Genomic DNA, 23,899 nt, shown 5'->3' with positions numbered 1-23,899 from the left:
TTTTGCTAACCAATTTAAACCGTGCTGCCGGTAAGTACTCCGGCGCTCCGCTCCTGCCGCTTTTTTCGCGCCTTACGACGTTTATCTCTGCGCTGATACCAAATGTAGATACCCGTTATCGATAGTAGTAGTGGGGATAGCCCAACCACGCACCAAACTACTTTACTCACAAGCCCCGCAAAATCGCCGAAGTGCAGGCGCCGATAAGTATCCACAATCGTCGCCCCAATAGTCGCATCGCGAATATCGTAGCTAAGCATATGCTCGCCACTTTGTGCGTTATAAGTGATATTGCTGGCATATTGAGAGGTCAGGGGGTTGGCCGTGGGGACATCGCCCCAGAAAGTAATGTTGGCACCGGGCTCCCAAGGCAGAGAGATGTACGTCGCCTCAAAATTTTGGATACGCTCGCCTGTATTATCCAGCAAGCCTTGCAATGAAAGCTCCTCGCTGTATAAGCGGTCTACCATATGATGATGCTCATGCCCGTCAGCATGCTCCGCCACTTCGTGGGCAAAGTGCGCGATATTCCACCATGCTCCGGTGAAACCGAGTATCAGTAATATGGGCGCGCCGATAATGCCGGTCATCTTATGCAGATCGGAGAAGTACACGATCATGCGCGCATTCCAGCGCAAGGTGAAAAAATTTTTCCAAAATTTTCGATACAGGATAAAGCCGGAAATACCTAACAAACACAACAGGATCGAAAACAGGCTTGTGACCAGCATCCCCCAATCTCCGAGGAGAAATGTAAAATGCAGCTCCAGCAGCCAGTCTGTAAGGTGGTGTGTCAACGCCATTGGTGGGCGTAATGGCTCCCCAGTGTACTGATCGAGCAGCGCATAGGTCCACTCATCCGTACCATGCTGGATGGTGTATACCAAATCCGCACGATTCGAATCCTGAAACAATACCCAACCGACCGGTTCATAGTCAGAAAAGTTCCGGCGCATGGCGTCTTCCAGTGCATCCAGGCTAAGGCGCTCGCGACCGGCAGATTCCACCCGCACCTTATCCGCAAGCAGTACCGAGTCTATTTCATGCTTAAACACCAGAATACTGCCGGTAATGCAAATGACCAGTAGCGGGATAAAGGCAGCAAGAGCCATCCAGCTATGCACTTTGAATAGAGTTTTATTCATGATTTTTCACAGTTTGCAAAAACATAAATGGGGCGACGGTGTTGAATACCGCCGCCCCCTCGATGATGTCAGAAAGTTATTCTTACCTTCTCCGCAGTATCAATAACGCCAATTCACGGAAGCGCTGTAGCTACGCGGTGCAGCATAGAATCCCTGATCCCAGTACAGGCTGCTGATGTACTTCTCATCCGTCAGATTTTCACCGTTGATGGTGAAGCTCAACTGCTCGGTAATCTTGTAGTTGGCAAACAACTGAACCGTGGCATAAGCCTCTTGCTCAATGGTAAAGCCCGCCGCGTGTACCCGTGAAATATCGTCCTGCCAGTTCAGGCCGCCACCCACTTTTAGCTGATCGAGGGAGACCGGGCGGTAGCTCGCATAAAGTCGCACGGTTTGTGCGGGAATATAGTCGCGGTTTAAACCATTACCGGCTTTATTGTCGATATCGACCTTGGCATAACTGAACTCCATATTCAGGCCATCAACAAGTTCACCACTGACGGTGAGATCGTAGCCGCTGCTATCGTAGTCACGCCCTTCGTAGTAGTCGATGAGCACCTGATCATTATTTGGATCGGTGATCTGACCTGCGTATTCCGCAACATTATTTTGTTGGGTTTCGTAGTAAGCCAGGGTCGCCACCAGCTTGCCGTCCAGGAATTGTGCTTTCACACCGATCTCGTCGTTCACGCCTTCGGTGGGGTCAATAAAGCTAAAGTCTTCTGCGATTTCGTCCTGCGCCCGGAACGTTTCGGTGTGGCTCGCATACACAGAGTAGTTGTCGTTCAAGCGATACACGACACCCGCATAAGGCAGAATTTTACCATTTACTTCTGTCACCTTACTGGTGCCGTAGCCTTCACCATTTGCTTCCCAGTTCACCACACGAGCACCACCGACCAGGCTAATGGCATCAGAGATACGGAAGCGAGTTGCAGCAAACACTGCGCTCTGCTGCTCTTCAAATTGGCTGCCAGTTAATCCATCGGTAAATACTGGTTGAACCGGGGTCTGACCGTTCCACTGAGTAAAATCGCCGATCCAGGGGAAACCATTGGTGTAGTCATACAGAGAAGTTTCAGCGGTGTCGTTTTGCCCCCAGTTCACTCCGAACAACAGATCATGTTCACGCCCCAACAAGTCATAGGTGCCACTTACACGCAGGTCGAAGACATCGCGATCGGCTTCTTCGGTGTATTCGCTGGCGTAGCCAATCAGGCCTACGTCCGTTTCCGGGTCCGGCAGGCTGTACATATACAGCAACTCACTGTCGCCCTCGATCTTGGCGGCGCTCAGGTAACCCTTAACATTCCAGCCATTGGCCAGCTCGTGTTTGATTTCAACAAACACTTCTGTCTCGACGTTGTCCCAGTATGACCACTCGGCGGAAGTGGATGCTGAGACGTCGTAATCGGTGCGCGAGCCATCGGTGTATACCAATGGAAGAGCACCCCACAGTGGACTGTCGGCCAGGCTACTCTGGTAGCTGGCGCCCAGGGTCAATAGAGTGGATTCACTGAGATCTTTTTCCAGCGCGCCATACACCAAGGATTTATCCATCCCATAGAAATCGAGATAGGATTCTTTGTCTTCCTTGGCCATTACCAGACGACCGCGCAGACCATCACTCATGGTGCCAGCAACATCGGTTTCCAAACGCAGCTTGCTCCAGGAACCTGCGGTAGCGAGGAATGACATTTGCAGTTCATCAGTTGGACGCTTGCGCACCATATTGACCGTCGCCGATGGGTTGCCGGCGCCACTCATTAGGCCATTGGCGCCGCGCACAACTTCAATGCGTTCATACAGAGAGAGGTCGGTTTCTCCGCTGCGGCTGCCATAGGTGGATGGCAGGCCGACACCGTCTACCTGAAAGTTGGTGACATCGAAGCCACGCGAGGAGTAGTAGGTGCGGTCGGTTTCGACACTCTCGATCTGAATCCCAGGGACGGCCAACAAAGCATCGTTCAGGTTGTGCATACCGAAGTCTTCAATCAGCGCACTGCCAATCGCTGAAACCGATTGCGGCGTTTCCATGATGGACAGACCAAGGCCGGTGGCCGTGTCCAGGTCTTCCAACAGGTAGGAGTCTGCCTGCTCCCCCACCACTTCGACGTTTTCGAGCTGCCCCGAGTTATTCGCTTCTTGAGCGATGGCGCTATTTGCGGCAGTGAGAGCTACAGCCAGCAAAGAGCTGGCAAACAGGTGTTGATTGCTGTGCATATGCGAATCCCCAGATCGATCCATTGAATTTGGAGCGGGAGTCTAGGTTTACCCATTCGTAAATGCAAGTAATTCGCATTTATATTTAGTTGATCATACGCATTGGTCGATTTAGGTGTCACGAAACTGCCACCTCTGTCACCTAAGCTGCCCCGCTTAACCAATGGAACCGGGGGAAGGCATGGCGACTCGCAAGGGCTTGAGCTGGATATGGCTACATAGTGCTGTCGCGGTCGCGGTTCTTTGCAGCCTGCTCACAGGGTTGCGTATCGCCAGCCTGAGCTATCCACAATTGATCCAATTTGAAGAATTGCTCCCCCAGGGCAACGTCATTCAATGGCACTTCTTCAGCGCTGTGATGATCACGCTTATCGGTGGGATTTACTTAGCCCACCGCCTGAATAACAGTGATTGTCGCAAGTGGCCCACCGCCTCTTACTGGGTGAATAAGTGCCGCTGGCCCGGGTGGCATCGGGTCATCATTCGTGCTGGCTACCCACTACTGGTCCTTTCACTAGTGAGTGGATGGATGCTTTTTTGGGGGATATCCACAGGTACGTTAATTCGCGCGGCACACTTAGGCGGAGCGATTGCCATCGCTCTATATCTTGTAGCGCACGCGGGCTTATACCTTGTTCGCTGGGGGCGTCAATCGATATGGCTCATCGTTGTACCGCACCGGGACCGGCGCAAATTACGAAGTCTGGTATTAAGTGGCGCACTGGTATTAACGACTTCTCTCTCGCTTGCGCTCGGCTGGTATTTACTCGGTACAAAAAGTCATTATCAACTTCATGTAAATAGGATGCTCCTGTTGGATGACAGGCTGCCCCCGATTGAAATTGATGGCGTGGCAGATGAGATCCAGTGGCGGAAGGCTACTGCCATTCGGGTACATACCGATGGCGGGGCCAACTTTGACAATGGCGAAACGGAAGTCACCTTGCGCGCCCTCTCCAATGGCGAAGAGTTTTACCTGTTTGCCCGCTGGCGCGACGCAACCAAAAGTCTGTTACATCTGCCACTTGTAAAAACAGGGCAAGGATGGGAGGTTCAGCAGAAGGGTTTCCATAACTTCGACGAGACACGTTACTACGAAGACAAGTTTGCTGTGCTGCTTTCCTCCAGCTGCACTTTCAGCGCCGCCGGCACCGCCCATCTTGGGCGCAATCCTTTGCCAAACCATCCGCCAAACTGGCACGGCAAGGGATACCACTACAGCAGCGACAACCAGCTGCACGACCTTTGGCACTGGAAAGCAGTGCGCACCAACGACATGTATCTGGCGGATGACAATTTTATCGGACCTCCGGATAAGGTCCGTGCAGGGGAGCGGCGCTACACTGCGGGCTACCAACAGGATGGCAAAGAGTCCGGCGCTTATGTGATGAACTGGCAGTGGTACAACCCAAACACCATTACCCCCAAGCGATTGCCCTCTGCGCCAGCCCAACTGGCCGCACTGCAACAAGTTGATTTGGCACAGGTGCAGAGCGCGGAAAATCAGGATGAAGAAGAATGGGTAATCCCCTGGTTTGACTTCGAGCCCTACTCTTCTGAACAAGACGCAAGCTATCCGATTGGCACCGTGATGCCATCGGTGATGTATAACTCCAATCGTTTTGAAGGCGACCGTGCCGATGTCCGCGCACGCGGTCGTTGGCACGAGGGTTACTGGCATCTCGAGCTCGTACGCAAGCTTGTCACCGGTTCCGCTTTGGATGTACCTATCACCGACGGTACCTGCCTGTGGGTCTCAGCCTTCGATCGAGCCCAAGTGGCGCATACTCGCCACACGCGCGCCATCCGCCTGACTTTTTCGCCAGCCTACACCGTGGAGGCCTCACAATGAGAGTCTGGCAACGAGCATTTATCCTAGTCGCGATACCGGCGACAACGCTGGTCGCTGCAGCCCTGTACCGACCGCCCCACCCGCAACCCAATCCACACCACTTCGTTAAGATCGATTCCAGCGGCAGTGCGATGCCGGCATGGGCCGGACCTTGGGCCTGCATATGTGATCGACGCAGTGGGCTGCTGTGGGAAGTAAAAACTGATAGTGAGAGTATTCACGAGGGCCAATGGACCTATTCCTGGTACCGCGAGTCGAATTTGGAGCTTGAACACCCGGCACAGGGCACCCCCAACCAGGGCGACTGCTACTTTGAAGCGGAGCGCTGTGATACCGAAGATTTAATTCGACACACCCGTCAGCAACGATTATGTGGTCAGGATGACTGGCGGTTACCTACCGCAGAAGAACTGCGCTCGCTGGTTTACAAGGATGCGAAACCGGGCCAACCCACCATCGACGCTGCATACTTCCCAAAAACCAAACGCGGTGATTACTGGACCGCTGAACAAAATCATTCTTTACAGAACGTTTACAGTTACTTGAACGAAGGTGCACTCGCAATCAGCTTCGTAGATGGGCAGCCCATCACAATTCCACACCGCAACGCCGCCTTTGTTCGATTAGTCACTTCAAGTTCAAAAAGCTGTCACCAATAGCCCGCACACTGTTCCGCGCAGTATTGATCAAGAAAATAGTTCTTGTTACTTCGCCCGTTCTTATTTTTGAAACCTTTTTATAAAACTTTGTCAATAATCCTCACTCAGGAATTCCCCATGAAAAACATTCAGGGAAGTAATGCATTTCGCCTGGCCGGTACCGCCAGCCTTATCATCGGTTTATGCGCAACAGACGCGAGCGCGGCAACCAAACATCACCGCCTGGTTTGGGACAGCGACGGCCGCAACAGTGCGGTTATCGGTTTCTCGCCAGATGGAAGCAGCTCCAATCCTTATGTGAGCTATGGCTACTCTACCAGTGAAGGTAGCTGGATCAGCGCTGGTGTGGACGCGACTTACACATTTGATGGGAGTATCACCAGCCACTTCGTGCGCCTGGACAACCTGAGCGCCGACTCTGAAGTGTTCTTCCGCGTTTGCGACCAGGACGGCTGTGGCGATCGTTTCTGGTTCAAAACCGCGCCCAACGATAACTCCCCTTTCGTGATGATCGCCGGCGGCGATACCCGCACCGGCCACACCACCCGCCGACTGGGCAATCAGCTACTGGCAAAAATCCGCCCACTCGCAGTCATGCATGGCGGTGACTTCACCGACGCCAACAGCGCTTCGCAGATGAATGCCTTTCTGAATGATTGGGAATTGACCTATTCCACTGACCTGATCGACGGCCTGGATTACAAACGGATTTACCCGCTGATTCCTACCCACGGCAATCACGAAGACGACAATTACTCTACGCTGTGTGAAGTATTCGGTGTGGATTACAACAGCGACGGTAACTGTAACCCGAGCGATACCTACGGCGCAGTGCAGGTTTCGCCCCTGCTGCGTGTATATACATTAAACAGCCAGTTCCAGAGCAGCGGCTGGTCCTCGTACGCATCTGCTATGAACAACTGGCTGCAGAGCGATCTGGCAAGCTACGGCAGCAGTGCCGAGTGGCGATTCGCCCAGTATCACAAGCCAATGTTCCCACACTACACCGGCAAGTCTGAAAACCAAACACTGCACACCTGGTGGGCACAAAACTTTTACGACTACGCAGTGAACCTGGTGGTCGAGTCCGACACGCACATGACCAAACTCACCCAGGCCGTGGAGCCGAGCGGTAACGGTTTTACCACCGCGTCCAACGGCGGCACCGTGTACGTGGGTGAAGGCAGCTGGGGTGCACCGGCGCGTTCCGCCAACGACCCAAAATCCTGGACCATCGACCTTGCCAGTATTCAGCAATTTAAAGTCATTCAGGTAAGTGGAAGCGAGCTGAGCGTGCGCACAGCTCAGTTCGACACATCAGCCAATACCCTTAGCCGCAGTGAGCGCGCCGCCGATTCACTGGTGTTACCAAGCAACGTAAATTGGTGGAGCGCCAACCAGGTGGGCGAAGCCATGGCCCTCACCCGCAACGGCAACAACCGCAGTGTCATCAGTGGCGGCTCCAGCGGAGGTTCATCCAGTAGCTCGTCCAGCAGTTCCTCTGGTGGTTCTTCCGGAGGCTCCTCAAGTGGCGGCACCACAACACTGGCGGTTACCGATGACGTATTCGTTACCGCGAATCAAACCAGTACCAATTACGACAGCAGTAACGAAGGTTTGCTGGCGGATGCAGCGGACTCCGCCTATGGGCAAATGATGACGCTGGTAAAGTTTGATCTCGACGAAGTGGCCAACTGCAGCAGCTTCAACAATGTCACCCTGCAGGTGAATGTCACCAACTATTCCAACAGCGCATTCGGTGTGTACGCTGCCAATAACAGCTGGCAGGAAGGCTCTGCGACATGGAACAGCGTTGGAGGCAGCGGCGTACTGGGCAGCCAGGTAGCAAGCTTCACCCCATCCACAACCGGCCTGCGTCAGATTGCTCTGGCCAGTGGCGTTATTGAGGGTTGGCTCAGCGGTACCAATAACGGTCTGGTGATCGCCTCTCTCGGTGGCAGCGATGGTGTCGATATGACCTCAAAAGAGACTGGCACCGCGCCGGTTCTGTCTGTGGATGCGGATTGCAGCGGCAGCGGCTCCTCAAGTTCTTCCAGTAGCTCATCAAGCTCCTCCAGCTCGGGCGGCTCCTCCGGCTCCGGCAGCCTCCAGCAACTGGTACAGGCCGCATCCGATGATGTCTTTGTGGGCTCCAGCCAGAGCGGCAGTAATTTTGACGGAGACAGCGACGGCTTGTTGGCGGACGGCAGTGATCGCCAGTATGGCGAGTTGTACACGCTGATTAAATTTGACTTGGCTGGTGCGGAGAACTGCAATAATTTCTCTGAGGCGACCCTCGAATTGAACGTCACCGATCGCTCGGGTAACACCTATGGCGTTTACCAGGCAGGTACCGACTGGCAAGAAGGTTCTGCCACCTGGAATAGCCTGGGCGGCAGCGCGATACTCGGCAACCAGCTGGCGACGTTTGTGCCCGGCTCCACCGGCACTCATCAGGTGGACCTGTTGCCTTCCGGCATTGTGGAGACCTGGCTGAGCGGTACCAATACCGGCCTGGTGATTGCATCTCAAAATGGCAGTAACGGTGTGGATATGACCTCGAAAGAAACGGGTCAGGGTCCGCTGTTGCGGCTGCAAGCGCTGTGTGGCAATTGATTTACGCCACGATCTTCGCGCATTAAAAAAGGGGCTTCCAGCGGAAGCCCCTTTTTCGTTACCGCTGTTAACAGGCTTAGTTACCTGTCTCAAGCGTGCGATCAAAAAAGTCCTTCATCATCTGATACCAATGCTTGCGGGTTTCCTTGCCACGCAGGCTGTGCTTTTTACCCGGGTAGGTCATCAGTTCAAACTGCTGGCCATTGTCCTGTAGCTGTTTGATTAGCTTGGTAGTGTTGGTGAACAGGACGTTGTCGTCCGCCATACCGTGATAAATCAGCAGTGGGCCCTTCAGGTTTTCCGCGTATGGGAAGACCGAGGAGGCCTCGTACGCTTCCGGAACCTGATTCGGGTTACCCATATAGCGCTCGGTATAGTGGGTGTCGTAAAGGCCCCAGTCGGTTACCGGCGCACCGGAGATGCCCGCTTTGAAATAGTCACCGGCCTTGAACATGGTCATCAAGGCCATATAGCCACCGTAACTGTGGCCGAACACACCGATGCGCTCAGAATCGATAAACGGCAATGTGCGCAGGAACTTCACACCGGTAACCTGGTCTTCCACTTCTACGCCGCCCATTTTCTGGAAGATCGGGTCTTCAAATTTCTTGCCCCGATTGGCAGAGCCACGGTTATCCAGGGTAAATACCACGTAGCCCTGCTGCGCCATGAACTGGTTAAACGGTCTGTCCCAGCTGTTGGTTACCAGCTGCGCATGCGGGCCGCCATACAGGAACACCATGGTCGGGTAGGTTTTCTTCGGGTCAAAGTCCGCCGGCTTGTACATCCGGTAGTACAGAGCGTGTCCTTCAGGTGCAGTAATCTCGCCAAACTCGGGCTCGATCCAGTCGGACATATACGGGTGCAACGGGTGCCCCTTTTCCACCTTGTTTTCCTGCAGCCAGGTCACGCGCTTGCCATCGGCACCGTGCAGACTTACCTGTGGCGGCGTGGTGGGATTGGAATAAGTGTCGATATAACCAGAGGCATCACCAGCAAACGCAAACTTGTGCATGCCAGCGCGGGAAGAAACCTTTTCGATCTTGCCGCTGCCTTCCAGGTCGGTCAAATACAGGTGACGCTCCAGCGGCGTATCTTTACGCCCGGAGAAATACACCTCGCGGGACTTTTCATCCAGCGCTTCCAGCTCATCGATTGCCCACTCACCACGGGTCAGCTGGGCCAATTCCTTGCCATCAAAGTCGTACAGGTAAAGGTGCTTGAAACCATCCTTTTCCGAGGACCAGATAAAACGCTCACTGTTTTTCAGGAAGCGCAGGTCATCAAACAGGTTCACCCAGGTATCGCTGGACTCCGTCAGCACGTCGCGGGTATTGCCGCTGGGGATATCCACAAAACGCAGTGCAAGTTGTTGCTGGCTGCGGTTCTGCCACTGGTACGACAGCAGGTTGTCACGGGCCCACTTTACCCGCGGGATATAAATATCCTGATCCTTGCCAAGATCCAGCCACTGGGTCTTGCCGCTGGCGAGTTCCAGTACCCCCAGCTTGACGGTCACATTGGGGCGGCCGGCCGCAGGGTAGCGCTGGCTGATCATTTCGATACGGTCCGCATATATTTCGCTGCGCGTCACCTCATCGACCGGGCTCTCGTCCACCTGCAAATACGCAATACGCTTTTCATCCGGTGACCACCAGTAGCCGGTCATGCGGCCCATTTCTTCCTGCGCCACAAATTCGGCCATGCCGTTTTTGATCGGACCCTTACCGTCAGTTGTCAGCTGGCGCTCTTTACCGGTTTCCAGATCAACCACATAAATATTCTGGTCGCGAATAAACGAAACAAAGTTACCTTTCGGAGAAACCCGCACATCGGTTTCAAAAGCCTCGGTCTCGGTCAGGCGCTTGGACTTGCCGTCGTTCAATGCGTAGTAGAAAACATCACCCGCCAGCGGGAATAGCAGGGACTTGCCATCTTTTGACCAGCTGTACTCCATGATGCCGCTGCCGAAGATGCGTTGGCGCTCACGGCGGGCCTTCTCTTCGTCGGAAAGCTTTTCCTCACCCTGGTGCAGCGTGTCAGAGTCGACCAGCACACGGGTTTCGCCATCCTGCAGGCTGTACTCCCACAGGTCATAGCGGTTGTAGTCGTTCTCGCGGCCTTTCAGGAATGTCACGCGGCTGCCGTCCGGGGAATACTGCAGGGCGCGGGGGCTGGTTCCGCTCAGAGCGGGGTCGGAGAATATTCGATCAATAGTTAGCTTTTCCGCGGACGAATATCCGGGGAAACCGGCGATCAGTAGAGACAGGACGAGACGCTTCATAACCACTTCAACATAAACGAATTTGTGTCAGCAAAATGACACAAAACCGGCGTGATTTGTAGCTTTGAGCACATACTGCCAGCGATGTCTGAGGGTCTCAGCAATCACTTCTATACTGGCAATTGTGCTTGGCAGCCTTCCCGCCGAAGAGTTATTGAGGTAACTGGGCCAGCACGGGTACCGGGCCGCTGGGCGATGTGTAAGCGCCAACCAACCCTGAATTGAGTCACAGATGAAGGCATCAATCAGACTGGACATTTGACAAAGATCGTTTACATGCCAAGAATCCTTAGTCATTATTTGCGAAAAACAAGACCATAGCGAACAAGAAGACCGTCATTGATGGCAAAAACTTACCTGCGAATCGACATAGTCTCCGATGTTGTCTGTCCCTGGTGTGTCATCGGATTCAAGCGCCTGGAACAGGCCCTTGCCAAGTTCCCCGGGCAGTTTGAACCCAACTTCGTCTGGCACCCGTTCGAGCTGAACCCACAAATGCCTGAGGCCGGTGAGAACCTGCGCGAGCATATGGTCGCCAAGTACCAGATTTCTCCGGAAGAAAGCCTCGAAAGCAGGGAACGCCTGAAAGAAATTGGCTCAGCGCTCGGCTTCGACTTCAATTTCTCCGACGAGATGCGGATCTACAACACAAACCATGCCCACAGGTTACTGCATTGGGCCGAGCCCACCGGGCGCCAGACCGAGCTTCAAATGCGCCTGTTTGAGGATTACTTCACCCACGGTAAAAACCTCAACCACGAACGTGTACTGCTGGATGCGGTCGACAGCGTCGGCCTGAACCGCGAAGAAGCCTCGGCTGCACTGCACGACGCCGCCATCAAACGACAAACACTTGCCCGCGAAGAGCAATTACTGATGCAGGGTATTAGTGGTGTTCCCCTATTCATGTTCAACCATGACTACGCCATCAGCGGAGCCGAGGAAACCAGTGTATTTGAAGCCCAGCTGCAGCAGCTCGCAGAAGCCGGTAACTAACCAAACTGCACACCCTTCGGGTTAACATTCGTTTACGCATCTTTACCCGCCGGGTGCCAACTCTTGCCACCCATTCATGGTCATAAAGGTCTCACAATTCAGGAGACACCATGAAACACCCTTACGCCGTGGCCGCGCTGGCCGCTCTTGGAACCCTTGCCGGCTGCGCTTCCGCACCGAAAGCTCCGCCCGTATTTTCGGAAACCTTCATCACCAATATCACCGAACAGGGCAACCGCATGTTCACCTACACCGCCAAGGTGAATGCCGGCGATCGGCGGGGCAGTCCTGGAGGTGGCCCAGCCGATAGTCGGCGTGGCGGCAAAGGGGGTGGTAAAGGCGGCGGGAAAGGAGGTATGAATGGCGGCGGCATGGGCGGCCCGGGCGGTGGCGGAATGCAACGTAAAGGTCGGGAAAACCCGGAGAAGGCGGCACGTGAGCGGCTTGAGGAAATTCTCGCAGAAACCCACTACTGCCCCCATGGCTGGTTTGTGATTGAACAAACCAACTTACCGGGTTCTGTGGAAATCCGCGGGGAGTGCCGGGCAAGATAAAAAAATAAAGTGGAAAAGTCAGGGGAGAGCTCTTGGCAAACACCAAGAGCTCGAACACCACTATTCGTGGGCTAGCAACAAATCCGCGTGAAAACGCAGGTGTTGCTCGATAAACGACGCAATGAAAAAGTAACTGTGGTCGTATCCCGCGTGATACTCGATACGCACCGGGTACTGGACCGCACTTGCCGCCGCCTCCAGGGCCTCCGGCTTCAGCTGCTCTTCGAGAAACGGGTCATCTTCGCCCTGGGATACCAGTATCGGCAGTTGCTCACTCGCCCGGCCCATCAGCACCGTTGTATCGTATTCTTCCCACGCGGATTTTTCTGGCCCCAGATAAGCCCCCAACGCCTTCTCGCCCCACGGACACGCCATGGGATTACAAATCGGGCTGAATGCGGACACCGAGGTGTAGCGCGCCGGATTTTTCAGCGCGATGGTTAGTGCTCCGTGCCCACCCATGGAGTGCCCACAGATTGCACGGCGCTCGCTCACTGGCAAATGCGCCTCGATCAGGCTCGGCAACTCATCCACCACATAGTCGTACATGCGGTAGTGCGCGCGCCAGGGTTCCTCAGTGGCGTTCACATAAAACCCGGCGCCCTGCCCGAGGTCGTAACCGGGGTCATCCATCACCTCGTCCCCACGGGGGCTGGTGTCAGGAATCACCAGCACAATACCGAGCTCCGCCGCCATACGCTGTGCACCGGCCTTCTGCGAGAAGTTTTCGTCGCTACAGGTGAGGCCAGACAACCAATACAGCACCGGAAAGCGCTGATCCTTTTCCGCCTGTGAGGGCAGAAAAACCGAAAAGCGCATGGCACAGTCCAACACGCTAGAGCGATGCGTGTACTGGCACTGACTGCCGTCGAAACACTGCGTCTTGCTGACAAGTTCTAGGGTCATCGACAATCCTCACGCGTAGTGGATAACACTGCGGATACTTTTACCCTCGTGCATCAGGTCAAAAGCTTCGTTAATTTTTTCCAGCGGCATGGTGTGGGTAATAAAATCATCGAGCTTGAATTCACCGGCCAGATAACGCTCAACATAGTCGGGTAACTGTGAGCGCCCCTTCACACCGCCAAAGGCCGTGCCGCGCCAGACGCGCCCGGTAACCAGCTGGAACGGACGGGTGCAAATTTCCTTGCCAGCCCCGGCAACGCCGATAATCACTGACTCGCCCCAACCCTTGTGGCAGCACTCCAGCGCCGAGCGCATCACATCCACATTACCGATACACTCGAAGGAATAGTCCACACCACCATCGGTAAGCTCAACGATCACATCCTGAATCGGCTTATCGTAGTTCTTTGGATTGATACAGTCAGTGGCACCGAGCTTTTTCGCCAGCTCAAATTTTCCTTCATTAATATCGATGGCAATAATCCGCCCGGCTTTCGCCATTCTTGCACCAATAATCGTGGCCAGGCCAATACCTCCAAGGCCAAATACGGCAACACTTGCCCCTTCTTCCACCTTCGCGGTGTTGGCCACCGCGCCCATACCGGTGGTAACGCCACAACCCAGCAGGCAAATTTCCTCCAGCGGCGCACTCTTATTCACCTTGGCGACGGAAATTTCCGGCAGCACCGTGTATTCAGAGAAGGTAGAAGTCCCCATGTAATGGAACACGGGCTTACCGTTGACGGTAAAACGCGACGTGCCATCCGGCATCAGGCCTTTGCCTTGAGTGGCACGGATCTTCTGACACAGATTGGTTTTTCCCGACAGGCAGAATTTGCACTCACCGCACTCGGGGGTATACAGCGGAATAACATGGTCGCCCACGGCGACACTGGTAACCCCTTCACCCACAGACTCCACAATGCCACCACCCTCGTGGCCAAGAATCGCCGGAAACACGCCTTCCGGGTCAGCGCCAGACAGCGTAAACGCGTCGGTATGACAAACCCCGGTAGCCAACAGTCGAATACGCACCTCGCCCGCCTTGGGCGGCGCCACCACAACTTCCTCAATCGACAACGGCTCTCCAGCCTTCCACGCAACCGCTGCCTTACACGTTATGGGCTCTGCTGACATACCTTTTCTCCTGGGCTATGGGTGTATCGTCCTGACAATCGCATCCAGCTTATCAGATCTGCATGAAGAATCTGCGCCGCACAACGCATTCAAATAGTGCAAAGGTGCGCACCAACTTATTACCCGCACACATTTAGCGCACCATGTCAGTGCTGGCGATATATAAAAGTGCCTGAATGGCGCGGTATTCGTTAACAATTAACTTGGCCCGTTCCTTGCTGGTGCAAGTGTAATGAAAACAAGAACCAATAAGGCTTAACGATGATGACCGACCACCAGTGGCTAATGACCTCTCAAGCGCTGAACACCCTGCGCAAACTGCGCAAGCGTATTCAGGCGGAGTTTGACATTACCCTGCGCTTTTCCGATTTCGACTTCGAGTCACACCTCGCCGCGTTAAAACACCGCACCCAGGACGAGCAGAGCCGCGCGCTAATTGCCGAACTGGAAGGCCTGCGCGGCAGCCCATTCCAGGTCGATAATGAAGGGGCACCTCGCCTGTATCGCGGGCGCCAAGTGCTGGTTGAAGAAGAGAAAAAACGAGACATCTACGAGATGATTTATGGCGACGAACTTGCGCTACACGGCGGGCAGGACAAGAAGCCGGATACCCCGGTGAAGATGTACCGTGGGCGCGCAGTCAGCAGCTGACGAGCGACCATTAGGAACCGGCCCCCACCGGCCCTAATATTCAGCGGTAAAACCGAGAAAAACAGAGGTAGCCGCCATGTCAAAAGCCTGGGTTCTGGTAGCCAATCATACTCACGCCCGCCTGTTTGAGGCGGAAAAACGCGCGGGGACCCTCAACGAGATAGAAACACTGGTGTACCCGGAAGGGCGGATGAAGGGGCAGGAATTGCTCAGCGATGCCCCCGGGCGCACCTTCGACAGTCGCGGCGAAGGCCGCCACGCCATGGAAGGGACCAATGTGCGGAAACGAGGTGCCAAGCGCTTCGCCAAAGACATTGCTCACACCCTGGAAAAAGGCCGCCAGCAAGGCCGCTTTGACCGCCTCTACATCGTCGCCGACCCATCCATGGCCGGTAACCTGCGCCTTTCTATGAGTTCCCCGTGCCTGGCGAGCATTGCCGGTGAGGCGCGCAAGAATCTGACGAAAAGCGATACAGAGGAAATTCGCGCACAGTTGCCAATGTGGCTATAACCGTCAGCTTACCTGGCAGCCGCTCTCGCTTTCGCTCCTGCAGCGTCTAGCACCTAAAATGGTTACGGAAAACCTTACCCACCACCGGGCCCAGATGCCCGGTGGCGGCAATTGATTTGTTATCGCCACCCTGAGACCATGCCTCCCAACCAGCCTGAGGCCCGGGCCCGCGCACAAGTCACACCCCCAAGGAAGCGGCATGCTACGACTGTTTCAAATCCAGCACGGCAAGATCAATGAAACCTACTCCGGTAGCGACTACCGCAGTCAGCCACTTGAGGACGCCGCCTGGATTGACCTGCAGGAACCGGAAGAAGAAGAGCGCGACCTGCTGGAGCAGCTGCTGCGCACCGAACTCCCGGAATCCGATGACGTAGACGAGCTGGAGTCTTCCGCACGCTACTTCGTAGACTCCGCAGGTATTCACGTCCACTCCCTCTACCTCACCCAGAGCGAGGGCCGGCACGACACCGCGACCGCCGCATTCATCCTGCAGCCCAAGCGCCTGATCACCGTACGCGATACCGAACTGGCAGACTTCCGCCTGCTGCGCATGCGCGCCCGCCGCAATCAGGTGGAGGCACACAATGCCCAGGAGCTGCTGATCCAGCTGTTTGAGCAGAAGGTAGAAAACCTCGCCGACGCCCTGGAAGACAACTACCTCAAGCTCGGTGAAGTCAGCCACCTGGTGCTGGAAGAAGAGGAAGGCAACCTCGAAGACGCCATCGATCACCTGGCCAAACTGGAAGACTCCAACGGAAAAATCCGCCTGTGCCTGATGGATACCCAGCGCTCCATCGCCTTCCTGCAGCGCCACCTCAAAGACGACCAGGAGCTGCGCGAAGATTGTTGGGGGATTTTGCGCGACATCGACACGCTGATGTCACACACCACCTTCCTGTTCGAAAAGATCAACTTCCTGATGGACTCCACCCAGGGCTTTATCAGTATCGAGCAGAACAAAATCATCAAGATTTTCTCCATCGCCGCGGTGGTTTTCCTCCCGCCAACCATGGTGGCGAGTATTTACGGCATGAACTTTGAAAACATGCCGGAACTGCAATGGCTACTGGGGTACCCCTGGGCACTACTGCTGATGCTACTGGCGGGCATGGCACCCTACCTGTATTTCAAAAAGAAAGGGTGGCTCTAGGCCACCACCTGCTAACCTTAATGCGTTGGAAAGCCATAACAGGGAAGCAGGACGATAATGGCGACGGCGGGCGGTAACATTTCAGAGCAATTCACGCACAAACCCTTCCACTTGCGACGCTGGCTCAGTGCGCAACAGGCCGTAGACCACCTCAACGTGCTGACGGAAGAACAGCTCACCGGCGACGATCTGGCGCGCCTTGCGGAAGACCAGAAACTCGACCTCTACTGGTACCGTCCCGGCCAGCAACTCAAATTCATCGACAAAACCGGCTGGAGCAATATCGAGCTCAGCGAACCGCTGCGCCTGTCCCCCACAAACCAGGGAGACTGGCGTGCAATTGTCGGCATTTTGCGCCACCAACCCGCCTTGCCTGCGACTGAAAATGACACCCCCACTCTGCTGGATGCCGAAGGTAATCGCCTGCGCATCACCTTTGGCTTCCACGATCGCCCCGAGCCGTTCAGCGGCCGCTGGTACCCAAACTATTCCGAGCTGGTGGTTAGACGCCGGGACCTGGATAACCTGGAAAGCCAGATGCTGACCGAAGAGGGGGAGCAGCCCCTGGAAGCGGGCCTGCTGCTGGACGTTATCTGGCAACTGGAACAGATGGCCATGGAAAACGGCCAAGCCCACGAACACCCACACGATCTGAACTGGCTGACCGACGAACTGAGCGACCGCACCAAGCTCGATCCCAGGCTGCTGGGTAAGGTATTGAACGCAGCCGAGCGCCAGCACGCGACGCATTACTGATCGAAGCCTTCGCCCCGCCCTTACTCTCTTCGCACTAGCGTTCAGAGCGCATAAATCGCACAAAAAATAACCCGCCCCGGGGCAAGTGCGATTTTTTCGAAACTTAGCTCCATCTTTTTGCGCTATTCACCGCACCTCAGCTTTTTATAATCCTCCCTATCGAATACAAACCTGCTCATACGGAGGCGTCGGAGCGTGCAGTCCCGCAACAGTAAAACCCATTACGGCTGGGTGGCCGTCACCCTGCACTGGCTGATGGCACCGGTCATCATCGGCATGTTTGCCCTTGGCTGGTGGATGGTGGACCTCTCCTATTACGATCCTTGGTACCGCCAGGGCCCGAGCATCCACAAGTCCGTTGGTATTCTGCTGTTGATTCTGCTGATTGCGCGTCTCGCCTGGCGTTGGCTGAACGAGTCCCCAGCTCCAGAACCGGCCCCCCGCTGGCAACAGCAAGCCGCGGGCATTGCCCACGGTGTTTTGTATCTGCTGCTGATTGCCATTTGTATCACCGGCTATCTGATCTCTACCGCCGATGGCCGCGCCATTGAGGTATTCAACTGGTTCAGCGTACCCGCCACGCTTCAGGGATTAGAAAACCAGGAAGACATTGCCGGCGTAGTACACGAGTGGCTAGCCTGGACGCTGATTGGACTGGTGGCAGTGCATGCGCTGGCCGCGTTCAAACACCACTTCGTAAACAAAGACAACACGCTGCGCAAAATGCTGGGGAAGCAACCCGGCAAGACCGAGGCCGAGACCGAGACAGATACCCCGCAGCATGCGACAAACGGAAAGCACCTGACCCAAACACCTTGATAATTTAGCCGCTAAATCATCATATAAATCTTGTTAACCCAGTAATAACCCTGAAACAGGAAACCCGCTCAATGAAAAAAATCGCAACCTTTTTGTTTGCCGCGCTGGTAGCCGGCTCCATCAGCACCACCGCTAACGCCGCCGAGTACAAGTTCGACACCAAGGGCGCCCACGCATTTGTACAGTTCCGCATCAAGCATCTGGGTTACAGCTGGCTGTATGGCCGCTTCGACAAGTTCGACGGTAACTTCGTCTACGACGAAGCCAAGCCCGAAGCGTCTACTGTGCAGGTAACCGTGGACACTACCAGCCTGAACAGCAACCACGCCGAGCGCGACAAGCACCTGCGCGGTAAAGACTTTCTGAATGTTGCGGACTTCCCCACCGCCACCTTCAAGAGCACCAGCTTTGAACCCAATGGCGACGGCAAAGCGCTGCTGAAGGGCGACCTGACCCTGCACGGTGTTACCAAGCCGATCACCATCGACGTGACCGAGATCGGCGGCGGCCAGGACCCGTGGGGCGGCTACCGTCAGGGCTTCACCGGCACCACCGAATTCAAACTGAAAGACTTCGGTATCGACTACGACCTGGGCCCTGCGTCTCAAACCGTAGAGATGATTCTGGATGTTGAAGGTATTCGTCTTTAACCACCCGCCTCAACCAAATACAAAAAAGCCCGGCTTAATGCCGGGCTTTTTCTTTATGCATTTACTGTGCGTGTAACCGTCGCTCGGGCCAACAGCTGGCCCACCCCATACACGACAAGACCCATTAAAATACCGGGCATCCCTTCATAGATGTGTGCGTGCCAACCAAGCCAACGCCAACCCAGTGCCGTCGCCAGTCCCAATAAACTCATTATGATGGCCAGCTTCTGTGAAGGGCGACCACCGGCGGCCAGAACCATCAACAACGGTGCAAAAGCGGAAGCCAGCGCAGACCAGCTCATCACCACCAGGCTAAATACACTTTGTTCGTTTAACAGCGCCCAAGCCACCGCCAGCGAAGTAATGGCGACCGTCGCCAACTTAAGGATCCGCGTGCTCTCCGTGCGCTCAGGAAGGAGATCGTGGGTCAGTGCTGCAGAGCAACTCAGAACAAGTGAGTCGGCGGTGGACATGGTGGCAGCAAAAATACCTGCCAGAATCAATCCAACCAATACCGGCGACAGTAATTCCATCGCCATCATCGGAAGCGCTAGTTCCGCATCAAATGCACCCGACTCACTGAGAAGAATTCGCGATAACATGCCCACACCGGTGGCCATCCCATAAAATAAGATGAACCACAGGTAATACCAACAGCGTGCGCGCACCATGTTACCCACATCATCCAACGCCATAAAACGCACCATGACATGAGGTTGCCCCACCACAGAAATACCCGCAAATACCCAGCTCATTACAAACAACGCAGCCCCCCCAATGCCGGGTATTAACAAGTCGCTGGGGTACCAGTTTAAGAACCCCGGCACCTGCCCCATGGCACTCCAAGCGGCACCAACACCGCCAACGGATTGGGTTGCCACAACCAGCAATGTAGCCATCGCCAGCACCATCACTAGCGACTGGGCCACGTCAGTCCAAATAGACGCGCGGATGCCGCCGGCAAGACAGTAAGCCGCGACAATCACACCGCCGATAACCGCACCACTCCAGATGGGCAAGTCCAGCACCACATACAGTGCCTTGCTACCAGCCACCAGCTGCGCACTGGCATAGGCAAGCAGAAATAGCAGAGAAAGTATGCCGGCCAGTCTCTGCCAGGCACCAAAGCGTGTACCCTGCCAGCAAGCAAGCACACCGGCATAGCTTGATTCACCACTGCGCTTTGCCGCCTGACGCAGGTTGCGATGTATCCATAGGGAACCGAGGAAATCACCGAGAATCCAGCCAACCATTAACCAAATAGAGGCAAGGCCGGTGACATAGGTGTAGCCGATGACACCGATAAACATGTAGCCGCTGTTATTGGTGGCCACGGCTGACAGCCCCACCAGCATTGGTGACACATCGTGGCTTGCCAGATAATAGTCACTTTTGGTACCGCGACTTTTCCGGTAAGAGCTAATTCCCACTGCGGCAAACAGGGAAAGAAAGAACAAAAAACTGATTAGCACGGCTAGCCTCTTAAAACAGCAATACGATCGCTAGTGGTTATTATTGCGGCTGTTAAACACTGCTTGGACAAGCCGTTCTAGGAAAGCGCCGCCAGCAGCACTGGCGGCCAAACAAAAACGAGAGAATCAGGCTGCGCAGATGGCTTCGCCATGCTCATGCACTTCCACCAGTGCGGCGTGCAAACTCTTAACCGCAACCTCGTAATGACTCTCGTCAATCACGAACTGCATATCAACCTGACGCATGGACTGGTGCACCGCGAGAATGCTGATACCGGATTGCGCCAATGTACCAACGGCGCCGGACAGCATGCCGGGCACTTTCATGTCACTGCCGATGGCAGAAACCACTGCAACTTTACGTACCTGCAGATCGCAGTCCGGGAATTGTTCACCAATCACCTTTTTAATTCGCTTTACGGTCTTCAGGTTACTGCTCAGATAATATGTGATGGTGTTGGCGTTGGTATCTTTGGTCACTACTGCACCCTTAAATCGGGCGATAATGTCGTTAATCACACCGTCGTAGCTAGTGAGGCTACCCATCATGTCCTGGTCGAAGCACTCCACCGCGTAAATGCCTTTACGCCCGGCGATGATTTCCACCCGCGGTGTATCACTAACGTAATCACCGGTCACCAACGTGCCGCGGTGTTCCGGCTCAAAGGTATTCATGACGCGCAGCGGGATTTCCTTCTGGCGCAGCCCCTTGGCAGCGCGCGGGTGGATGGCCTCCATACCCAGGTTGGCCAGTTGATCGGCCACATCGTAATTGGTGCGGCCAATGGGTACCGCCTGCTCTTCACCGACCAGACGGGGGTCGGCACTACTGAGGTGATACTCTTTGTGGATAATTGCTTCACTGGCACCGGTAATAGCCGCGATACGGCTGAAAGTCATTTCACTATAGCCACGGGCGAAGGTTTTCATCAGCCCCTCAGCAGTGTGTGCATAACCAGTCGCTATGGGAAGTTCATTATCGAAGTCCACACCCGCAAAGGCTCGCTCGATGCGCTGATCGAGAGTCAGGTGCTCGCCGTCGCGCCAACCGGTCAGGTCTACAAAGCGGGCATTCACACCTTCCTGCCGTAGCAGCTGTGCCATGTTCCAGGCACTGTGCGCCTCACCCAGACTGGCAAGCATTTCCCGAACCACATCCAGGTGGCCCTCAAGGGCAAAGTGGCCGTGCTGGCAGACTCGCTCCAGGTCACCAAGACAATTGGCGGTGTCATTCAAACGCTCAGCAATAAACCCGTTGGCCTTAGCCAGGGTCACTTCATCAGTGAACAGCTGAGCGTTCAGCTCTTCCATATGTACGCGCAAGGCGGCTATCGCATCAGACCATTCGCGCTCATCATCGGCGCCGGCAAACAACGCAAAAATTCCCGGGCGGCCGGATTTCTTATGTTCCAGCAGCATATCGGTAATACCGCCGTACGCAGATACCACGAACACACGCCCGTACAAACCTTCCGTTTCTGCCTTGCCGTTTTTTAAAATGATGTTGTCACGTACTGCGGGGTAGTCGCTCATGGACGTACCACCGATTTTTTCAACCGTATGTGCCTTCATGGATTCCTTGCTTTTACCGCGTTCAAACTTCCGATTTAAGCCAATGTCATTTGCGAAGGTGGAGTCTCGGCCGTCGCACCAAAACTCCGCTGCTGTATTCTGCATAGCCAGTGGATAACAGGGCGTCTATTTTACGTCCATCACCTCTTCCGCTTGCAGCTCATATGCACCTTCTGCATTGTGTACTTCCTTACCGTTGAGTGGCGGGTTAAACACACAGGCCATTTTCATCTCCGACTTTGCCTTGAGCACATGCTTGTCATTCTTATCCAATATGTAGATCGTGCCCGGGGTAATTTCATGTACCACGCCATCGGCTTCCGCCATAACCGAACCCTCGCCGGAGATACAGTAAACCGATTCCAGATGGTTCTGGTAATGCAGGTTCAGGTTCGCACCTTCGTAAATCGTGGTGATGTGGAAAGAAAAACCCATATTGTCGTTCTTCAGTAGAAGGCGGGTGCTTTCCCAACCTTCAGATACAACGCGGCGGTCTGTCTGTTCGGCTTCTTGTAGCTTTCTTACAATCATTTCTATCTCTGTCTCAATTCTTTGATCGAATCTAATATTCGGATTTAAGCTGCACCGGCCAGTGTTTGCTCTTCGAACTCAGTGGCAAAGAAATTACGCTCTACCGGCACACCTTCGCCTTTCACGGCCTTGGACACGGCGGCCTCGATGATATCCAATGCTCGGGTCAGGTTGGCATCGGTAATAGTCAGTGGGCAAAGGGTTTTCACCACATGGTCATCAGCGCCACTGGTTTCGATCACCAGACCGTTGCGGAAGGCTTCCGAGGTGATTTTGTCCGCCAAGTCGCCACTGACGCAGTTCAGTCCGCGGAACATGCCGCGGCCGCGCGTGGTCATGTTGCCATCACCGTACTTATCGACAATGCGCTCCAGGCGCTGCTCAATGTACTCACCCTTACGCAGCACATCGCGCGCAAAAGTATCGTCACTCCAGTAATGATTGATGGCAGCCGTAGCAGTAACGAAGGCCAGGTTGTTGCCACGAAATGTACCGTTATGCTCACCGGGCTTCCATTGATCCAGATCCGGTTTCATCAACACAACCGCAAACGGTAAGCCATAGCCACTAAGCGATTTGGACATGGTGACGATGTCCGGGACAATACCGGCCTCTTCAAAACTGAAGTAACTGCCGGTACGGCCACAGCCCGCCTGAATGTCATCAACGATCAGTAGTACATCGTGCTTGGTACATACATCCTGCAGGTTACGCAGCCACTCGATACTGGCCGCATTGATGCCGCCCTCACCCTGCACCGTCTCCACCAGCACTGCTGCGGGGTGGTCAATACCGCTAGAAGAGTCACTCAGGACCTTATCCAGATATGCGGTGGTATCGATGCCGTCACCCAAATAGCCCTCGTAAGGCATACGGGTAACACCGCTCATACTCACACCCGAGGCGCCGCGATGATGGGAATTACCGGTAGCAGCCAGAGCAGCCAAACTGCATCCGTGAAAACCGTTGGTAAAGGAGATTATATTTTCGCGGCCTTTGTATTTGCGCGCAATCTTCAGCGCTGCTTCTACCGCATTGGTACCAGTAGGGCCAGTGAACTGCACCACATAGCTCAGGTTACGTGGCTGCAAAATTTTCTCGGAGAACACCTCCAGAAACTCACGCTTGGCCTTGGTATGCAGGTCCAGTCCGTGAGTAATACCGTCTTGCTGAATGTAATCCAGCAGTGCTTCCTTAAACACAGGATTGTTGTGGCCATAATTCAGGGTGCCTGCACCGGCGAGGAAGTCCAGATACTGATTGCCCTCCTCATCGTACAGGTACTCCCCTTGAGCCTTATTAAACACCCGCGGGAAAGCGCGGGCATAGCTCATGACTTCGGACTCAATCTCATCAAAGATTTTCACAAGGCAACCTTTATTTGGTGGTTGGTTTTAAATACAGGAACAGAA

The 23,899-nt window shown here is 54.7% G+C and carries 21 protein-coding genes; 11 read left to right on the top strand and 10 right to left on the bottom strand.

Annotated elements, in window-relative coordinates; all coding sequences use genetic code 11:
- Positions 1-14: 14 nt before the first annotated feature.
- The 3 genes from Mag101_RS03310 to Mag101_RS18220 all read right to left on the bottom strand — a co-directional run bounded on the left by Mag101_RS03310 (position 15) and on the right by Mag101_RS18220 (position 3,705).
- Positions 15-1,145: a PepSY-associated TM helix domain-containing protein gene (locus Mag101_RS03310; protein WP_077400766.1), complete on the bottom strand. Its 1,131-nt coding sequence runs from the start codon at positions 1,143-1,145 to the stop codon at positions 15-17.
- 99 nt (positions 1,146-1,244) lie between these two features.
- A complete protein-coding gene (locus Mag101_RS03305) occupies positions 1,245-3,368 on the bottom strand; it encodes a TonB-dependent siderophore receptor (RefSeq protein WP_198040075.1) in 2,124 nt (707 codons plus the stop codon).
- A 214-nt stretch (positions 3,369-3,582) separates the two neighbouring features.
- Positions 3,583-3,705, bottom strand: coding sequence for a hypothetical protein (locus Mag101_RS18220; RefSeq protein ID WP_257787924.1), 123 nt, complete (start codon positions 3,703-3,705; stop codon positions 3,583-3,585).
- Positions 3,706-4,182: 477 nt separating this feature from the next.
- Between Mag101_RS18220 and Mag101_RS17965 the strand changes: the two genes are divergently transcribed.
- The 3 genes from Mag101_RS17965 (at position 4,183) to Mag101_RS03290 (ending at position 8,495) form a co-directional block, all read left to right on the top strand.
- Positions 4,183-5,220 (top strand): ethylbenzene dehydrogenase-related protein, encoded by a 1,038-nt coding sequence (locus Mag101_RS17965; RefSeq protein ID WP_198040074.1) that lies wholly within the window; start codon positions 4,183-4,185, stop codon positions 5,218-5,220.
- On the top strand, positions 5,217-5,879 hold the full coding sequence (locus Mag101_RS03295; protein WP_077400757.1) for a DUF1566 domain-containing protein: 663 nt from the start codon (positions 5,217-5,219) through the stop codon (positions 5,877-5,879). The genes Mag101_RS17965 and Mag101_RS03295 overlap by 4 nt, the downstream gene beginning before the upstream one ends.
- Before the next feature lie 117 nt (positions 5,880-5,996).
- A complete protein-coding gene (locus tag Mag101_RS03290; protein WP_077400754.1) occupies positions 5,997-8,495 on the top strand; it encodes a DNRLRE domain-containing protein in 2,499 nt (832 codons plus the stop codon).
- 76 nt (positions 8,496-8,571) lie between these two features.
- Here Mag101_RS03290 and Mag101_RS03285 read toward each other — a convergent pair whose 3' ends face one another.
- Positions 8,572-10,779 carry a S9 family peptidase gene (locus Mag101_RS03285; protein ID WP_077400749.1) on the bottom strand — a complete coding sequence of 736 codons (2,208 nt, stop codon included), beginning with the start codon at positions 10,777-10,779 and terminating at the stop codon, positions 8,572-8,574.
- Positions 10,780-11,121: 342 nt separating this feature from the next.
- Here Mag101_RS03285 and Mag101_RS03280 point away from each other — a divergent pair, with 342 nt between their 5' ends.
- Both Mag101_RS03280 and Mag101_RS17960 read left to right on the top strand, forming a co-directional pair.
- A complete protein-coding gene (locus Mag101_RS03280; RefSeq protein WP_077400746.1) occupies positions 11,122-11,775 on the top strand; it encodes a DsbA family oxidoreductase in 654 nt (217 codons plus the stop codon).
- Positions 11,776-11,885: 110 nt separating this feature from the next.
- A complete protein-coding gene (locus Mag101_RS17960) occupies positions 11,886-12,329 on the top strand; it encodes a hypothetical protein (RefSeq protein WP_198040073.1) in 444 nt (147 codons plus the stop codon).
- A gap of 60 nt (positions 12,330-12,389) precedes the next feature.
- Here the strand turns inward: Mag101_RS17960 and fghA are convergent, their stop codons facing one another.
- Positions 12,390-13,235: an S-formylglutathione hydrolase gene (gene fghA / locus Mag101_RS03265; protein ID WP_077400740.1), complete on the bottom strand. Its 846-nt coding sequence runs from the start codon at positions 13,233-13,235 to the stop codon at positions 12,390-12,392.
- Between the two features lie 9 nt (positions 13,236-13,244).
- On the bottom strand, positions 13,245-14,372 hold the full coding sequence (locus tag Mag101_RS03260; RefSeq protein WP_077400738.1) for an S-(hydroxymethyl)glutathione dehydrogenase/class III alcohol dehydrogenase: 1,128 nt from the start codon (positions 14,370-14,372) through the stop codon (positions 13,245-13,247).
- Between the two features lie 261 nt (positions 14,373-14,633).
- Between Mag101_RS03260 and Mag101_RS03255 the strand changes: the two genes are divergently transcribed.
- The 6 genes from Mag101_RS03255 to Mag101_RS03230 all read left to right on the top strand — a co-directional run bounded on the left by Mag101_RS03255 (position 14,634) and on the right by Mag101_RS03230 (position 18,912).
- Positions 14,634-15,023, top strand: coding sequence for a hypothetical protein (locus Mag101_RS03255; protein WP_077400735.1), 390 nt, complete (start codon positions 14,634-14,636; stop codon positions 15,021-15,023).
- 76 nt (positions 15,024-15,099) lie between these two features.
- Positions 15,100-15,534 (top strand): host attachment protein, encoded by a 435-nt coding sequence (locus Mag101_RS03250; protein ID WP_077400732.1) that lies wholly within the window; start codon positions 15,100-15,102, stop codon positions 15,532-15,534.
- A 199-nt stretch (positions 15,535-15,733) separates the two neighbouring features.
- Positions 15,734-16,687 carry a magnesium/cobalt transporter CorA gene (corA, locus tag Mag101_RS03245; RefSeq protein ID WP_077400729.1) on the top strand — a complete coding sequence of 318 codons (954 nt, stop codon included), beginning with the start codon at positions 15,734-15,736 and terminating at the stop codon, positions 16,685-16,687.
- Positions 16,688-16,744: 57 nt separating this feature from the next.
- Positions 16,745-17,443 carry a hypothetical protein gene (locus Mag101_RS03240; RefSeq protein WP_077400726.1) on the top strand — a complete coding sequence of 233 codons (699 nt, stop codon included), beginning with the start codon at positions 16,745-16,747 and terminating at the stop codon, positions 17,441-17,443.
- A 195-nt stretch (positions 17,444-17,638) separates the two neighbouring features.
- Positions 17,639-18,262: a cytochrome b gene (locus Mag101_RS03235; protein ID WP_232325119.1), complete on the top strand. Its 624-nt coding sequence runs from the start codon at positions 17,639-17,641 to the stop codon at positions 18,260-18,262.
- Between the two features lie 71 nt (positions 18,263-18,333).
- Positions 18,334-18,912 carry a YceI family protein gene (locus Mag101_RS03230; protein WP_077400723.1) on the top strand — a complete coding sequence of 193 codons (579 nt, stop codon included), beginning with the start codon at positions 18,334-18,336 and terminating at the stop codon, positions 18,910-18,912.
- A gap of 53 nt (positions 18,913-18,965) precedes the next feature.
- Here Mag101_RS03230 and Mag101_RS03225 read toward each other — a convergent pair whose 3' ends face one another.
- The 4 genes from Mag101_RS03225 to ectB all read right to left on the bottom strand — a co-directional run bounded on the left by Mag101_RS03225 (position 18,966) and on the right by ectB (position 23,854).
- Positions 18,966-20,384 carry a sodium/proline symporter gene (locus tag Mag101_RS03225; protein WP_077400720.1) on the bottom strand — a complete coding sequence of 473 codons (1,419 nt, stop codon included), beginning with the start codon at positions 20,382-20,384 and terminating at the stop codon, positions 18,966-18,968.
- 126 nt (positions 20,385-20,510) lie between these two features.
- A complete protein-coding gene (locus tag Mag101_RS03220; protein WP_077408017.1) occupies positions 20,511-21,956 on the bottom strand; it encodes an aspartate kinase in 1,446 nt (481 codons plus the stop codon).
- A gap of 126 nt (positions 21,957-22,082) precedes the next feature.
- A complete protein-coding gene (locus Mag101_RS03215; RefSeq protein ID WP_077400717.1) occupies positions 22,083-22,487 on the bottom strand; it encodes an ectoine synthase in 405 nt (134 codons plus the stop codon).
- 44 nt (positions 22,488-22,531) lie between these two features.
- Complete coding sequence (gene ectB, locus Mag101_RS03210; protein WP_077400714.1) at positions 22,532-23,854, bottom strand: diaminobutyrate--2-oxoglutarate transaminase; 1,323 nt, start codon at positions 23,852-23,854, stop codon at positions 22,532-22,534.
- Positions 23,855-23,899: the final 45 nt, after the last annotated feature.

The sequence above is a fragment of the Microbulbifer agarilyticus genome (genome assembly GCF_001999945.1).
GTDB classification, from domain to species: Bacteria; Pseudomonadota; Gammaproteobacteria; order Pseudomonadales; family Cellvibrionaceae; genus Microbulbifer; species Microbulbifer agarilyticus_A.
Note: the sequence above shows the minus strand (reverse complement) of the source record. Positions and strands in the feature narration are given on the sequence as shown.

Coding starts and splice junctions, on each gene's coding strand:
- Mag101_RS03310 (WP_077400766.1), bottom strand. CDS start 1,145: ATGAATAAAACTCTATTCAAAGTGCATAGCTGGATGGCTCTTGCTGCC.
- Mag101_RS03305 (WP_198040075.1), bottom strand. CDS start 3,368: ATGCACAGCAATCAACACCTGTTTGCCAGCTCTTTGCTGGCTGTAGCT.
- Mag101_RS03295 (WP_077400757.1), top strand. CDS start 5,217: ATGAGAGTCTGGCAACGAGCATTTATCCTAGTCGCGATACCGGCGACA.
- Mag101_RS03290 (WP_077400754.1), top strand. CDS start 5,997: ATGAAAAACATTCAGGGAAGTAATGCATTTCGCCTGGCCGGTACCGCC.
- Mag101_RS03285 (WP_077400749.1), bottom strand. CDS start 10,779: ATGAAGCGTCTCGTCCTGTCTCTACTGATCGCCGGTTTCCCCGGATAT.
- Mag101_RS03280 (WP_077400746.1), top strand. CDS start 11,122: ATGGCAAAAACTTACCTGCGAATCGACATAGTCTCCGATGTTGTCTGT.
- Mag101_RS17960 (WP_198040073.1), top strand. CDS start 11,886: ATGAAACACCCTTACGCCGTGGCCGCGCTGGCCGCTCTTGGAACCCTT.
- fghA (WP_077400740.1), bottom strand. CDS start 13,235: ATGACCCTAGAACTTGTCAGCAAGACGCAGTGTTTCGACGGCAGTCAG.
- Mag101_RS03260 (WP_077400738.1), bottom strand. CDS start 14,372: ATGTCAGCAGAGCCCATAACGTGTAAGGCAGCGGTTGCGTGGAAGGCT.
- Mag101_RS03255 (WP_077400735.1), top strand. CDS start 14,634: ATGATGACCGACCACCAGTGGCTAATGACCTCTCAAGCGCTGAACACC.
- Mag101_RS03250 (WP_077400732.1), top strand. CDS start 15,100: ATGTCAAAAGCCTGGGTTCTGGTAGCCAATCATACTCACGCCCGCCTG.
- corA (WP_077400729.1), top strand. CDS start 15,734: ATGCTACGACTGTTTCAAATCCAGCACGGCAAGATCAATGAAACCTAC.
- Mag101_RS03240 (WP_077400726.1), top strand. CDS start 16,745: ATGGCGACGGCGGGCGGTAACATTTCAGAGCAATTCACGCACAAACCC.
- Mag101_RS03230 (WP_077400723.1), top strand. CDS start 18,334: ATGAAAAAAATCGCAACCTTTTTGTTTGCCGCGCTGGTAGCCGGCTCC.
- Mag101_RS03220 (WP_077408017.1), bottom strand. CDS start 21,956: ATGAAGGCACATACGGTTGAAAAAATCGGTGGTACGTCCATGAGCGAC.
- Mag101_RS03215 (WP_077400717.1), bottom strand. CDS start 22,487: ATGATTGTAAGAAAGCTACAAGAAGCCGAACAGACAGACCGCCGCGTT.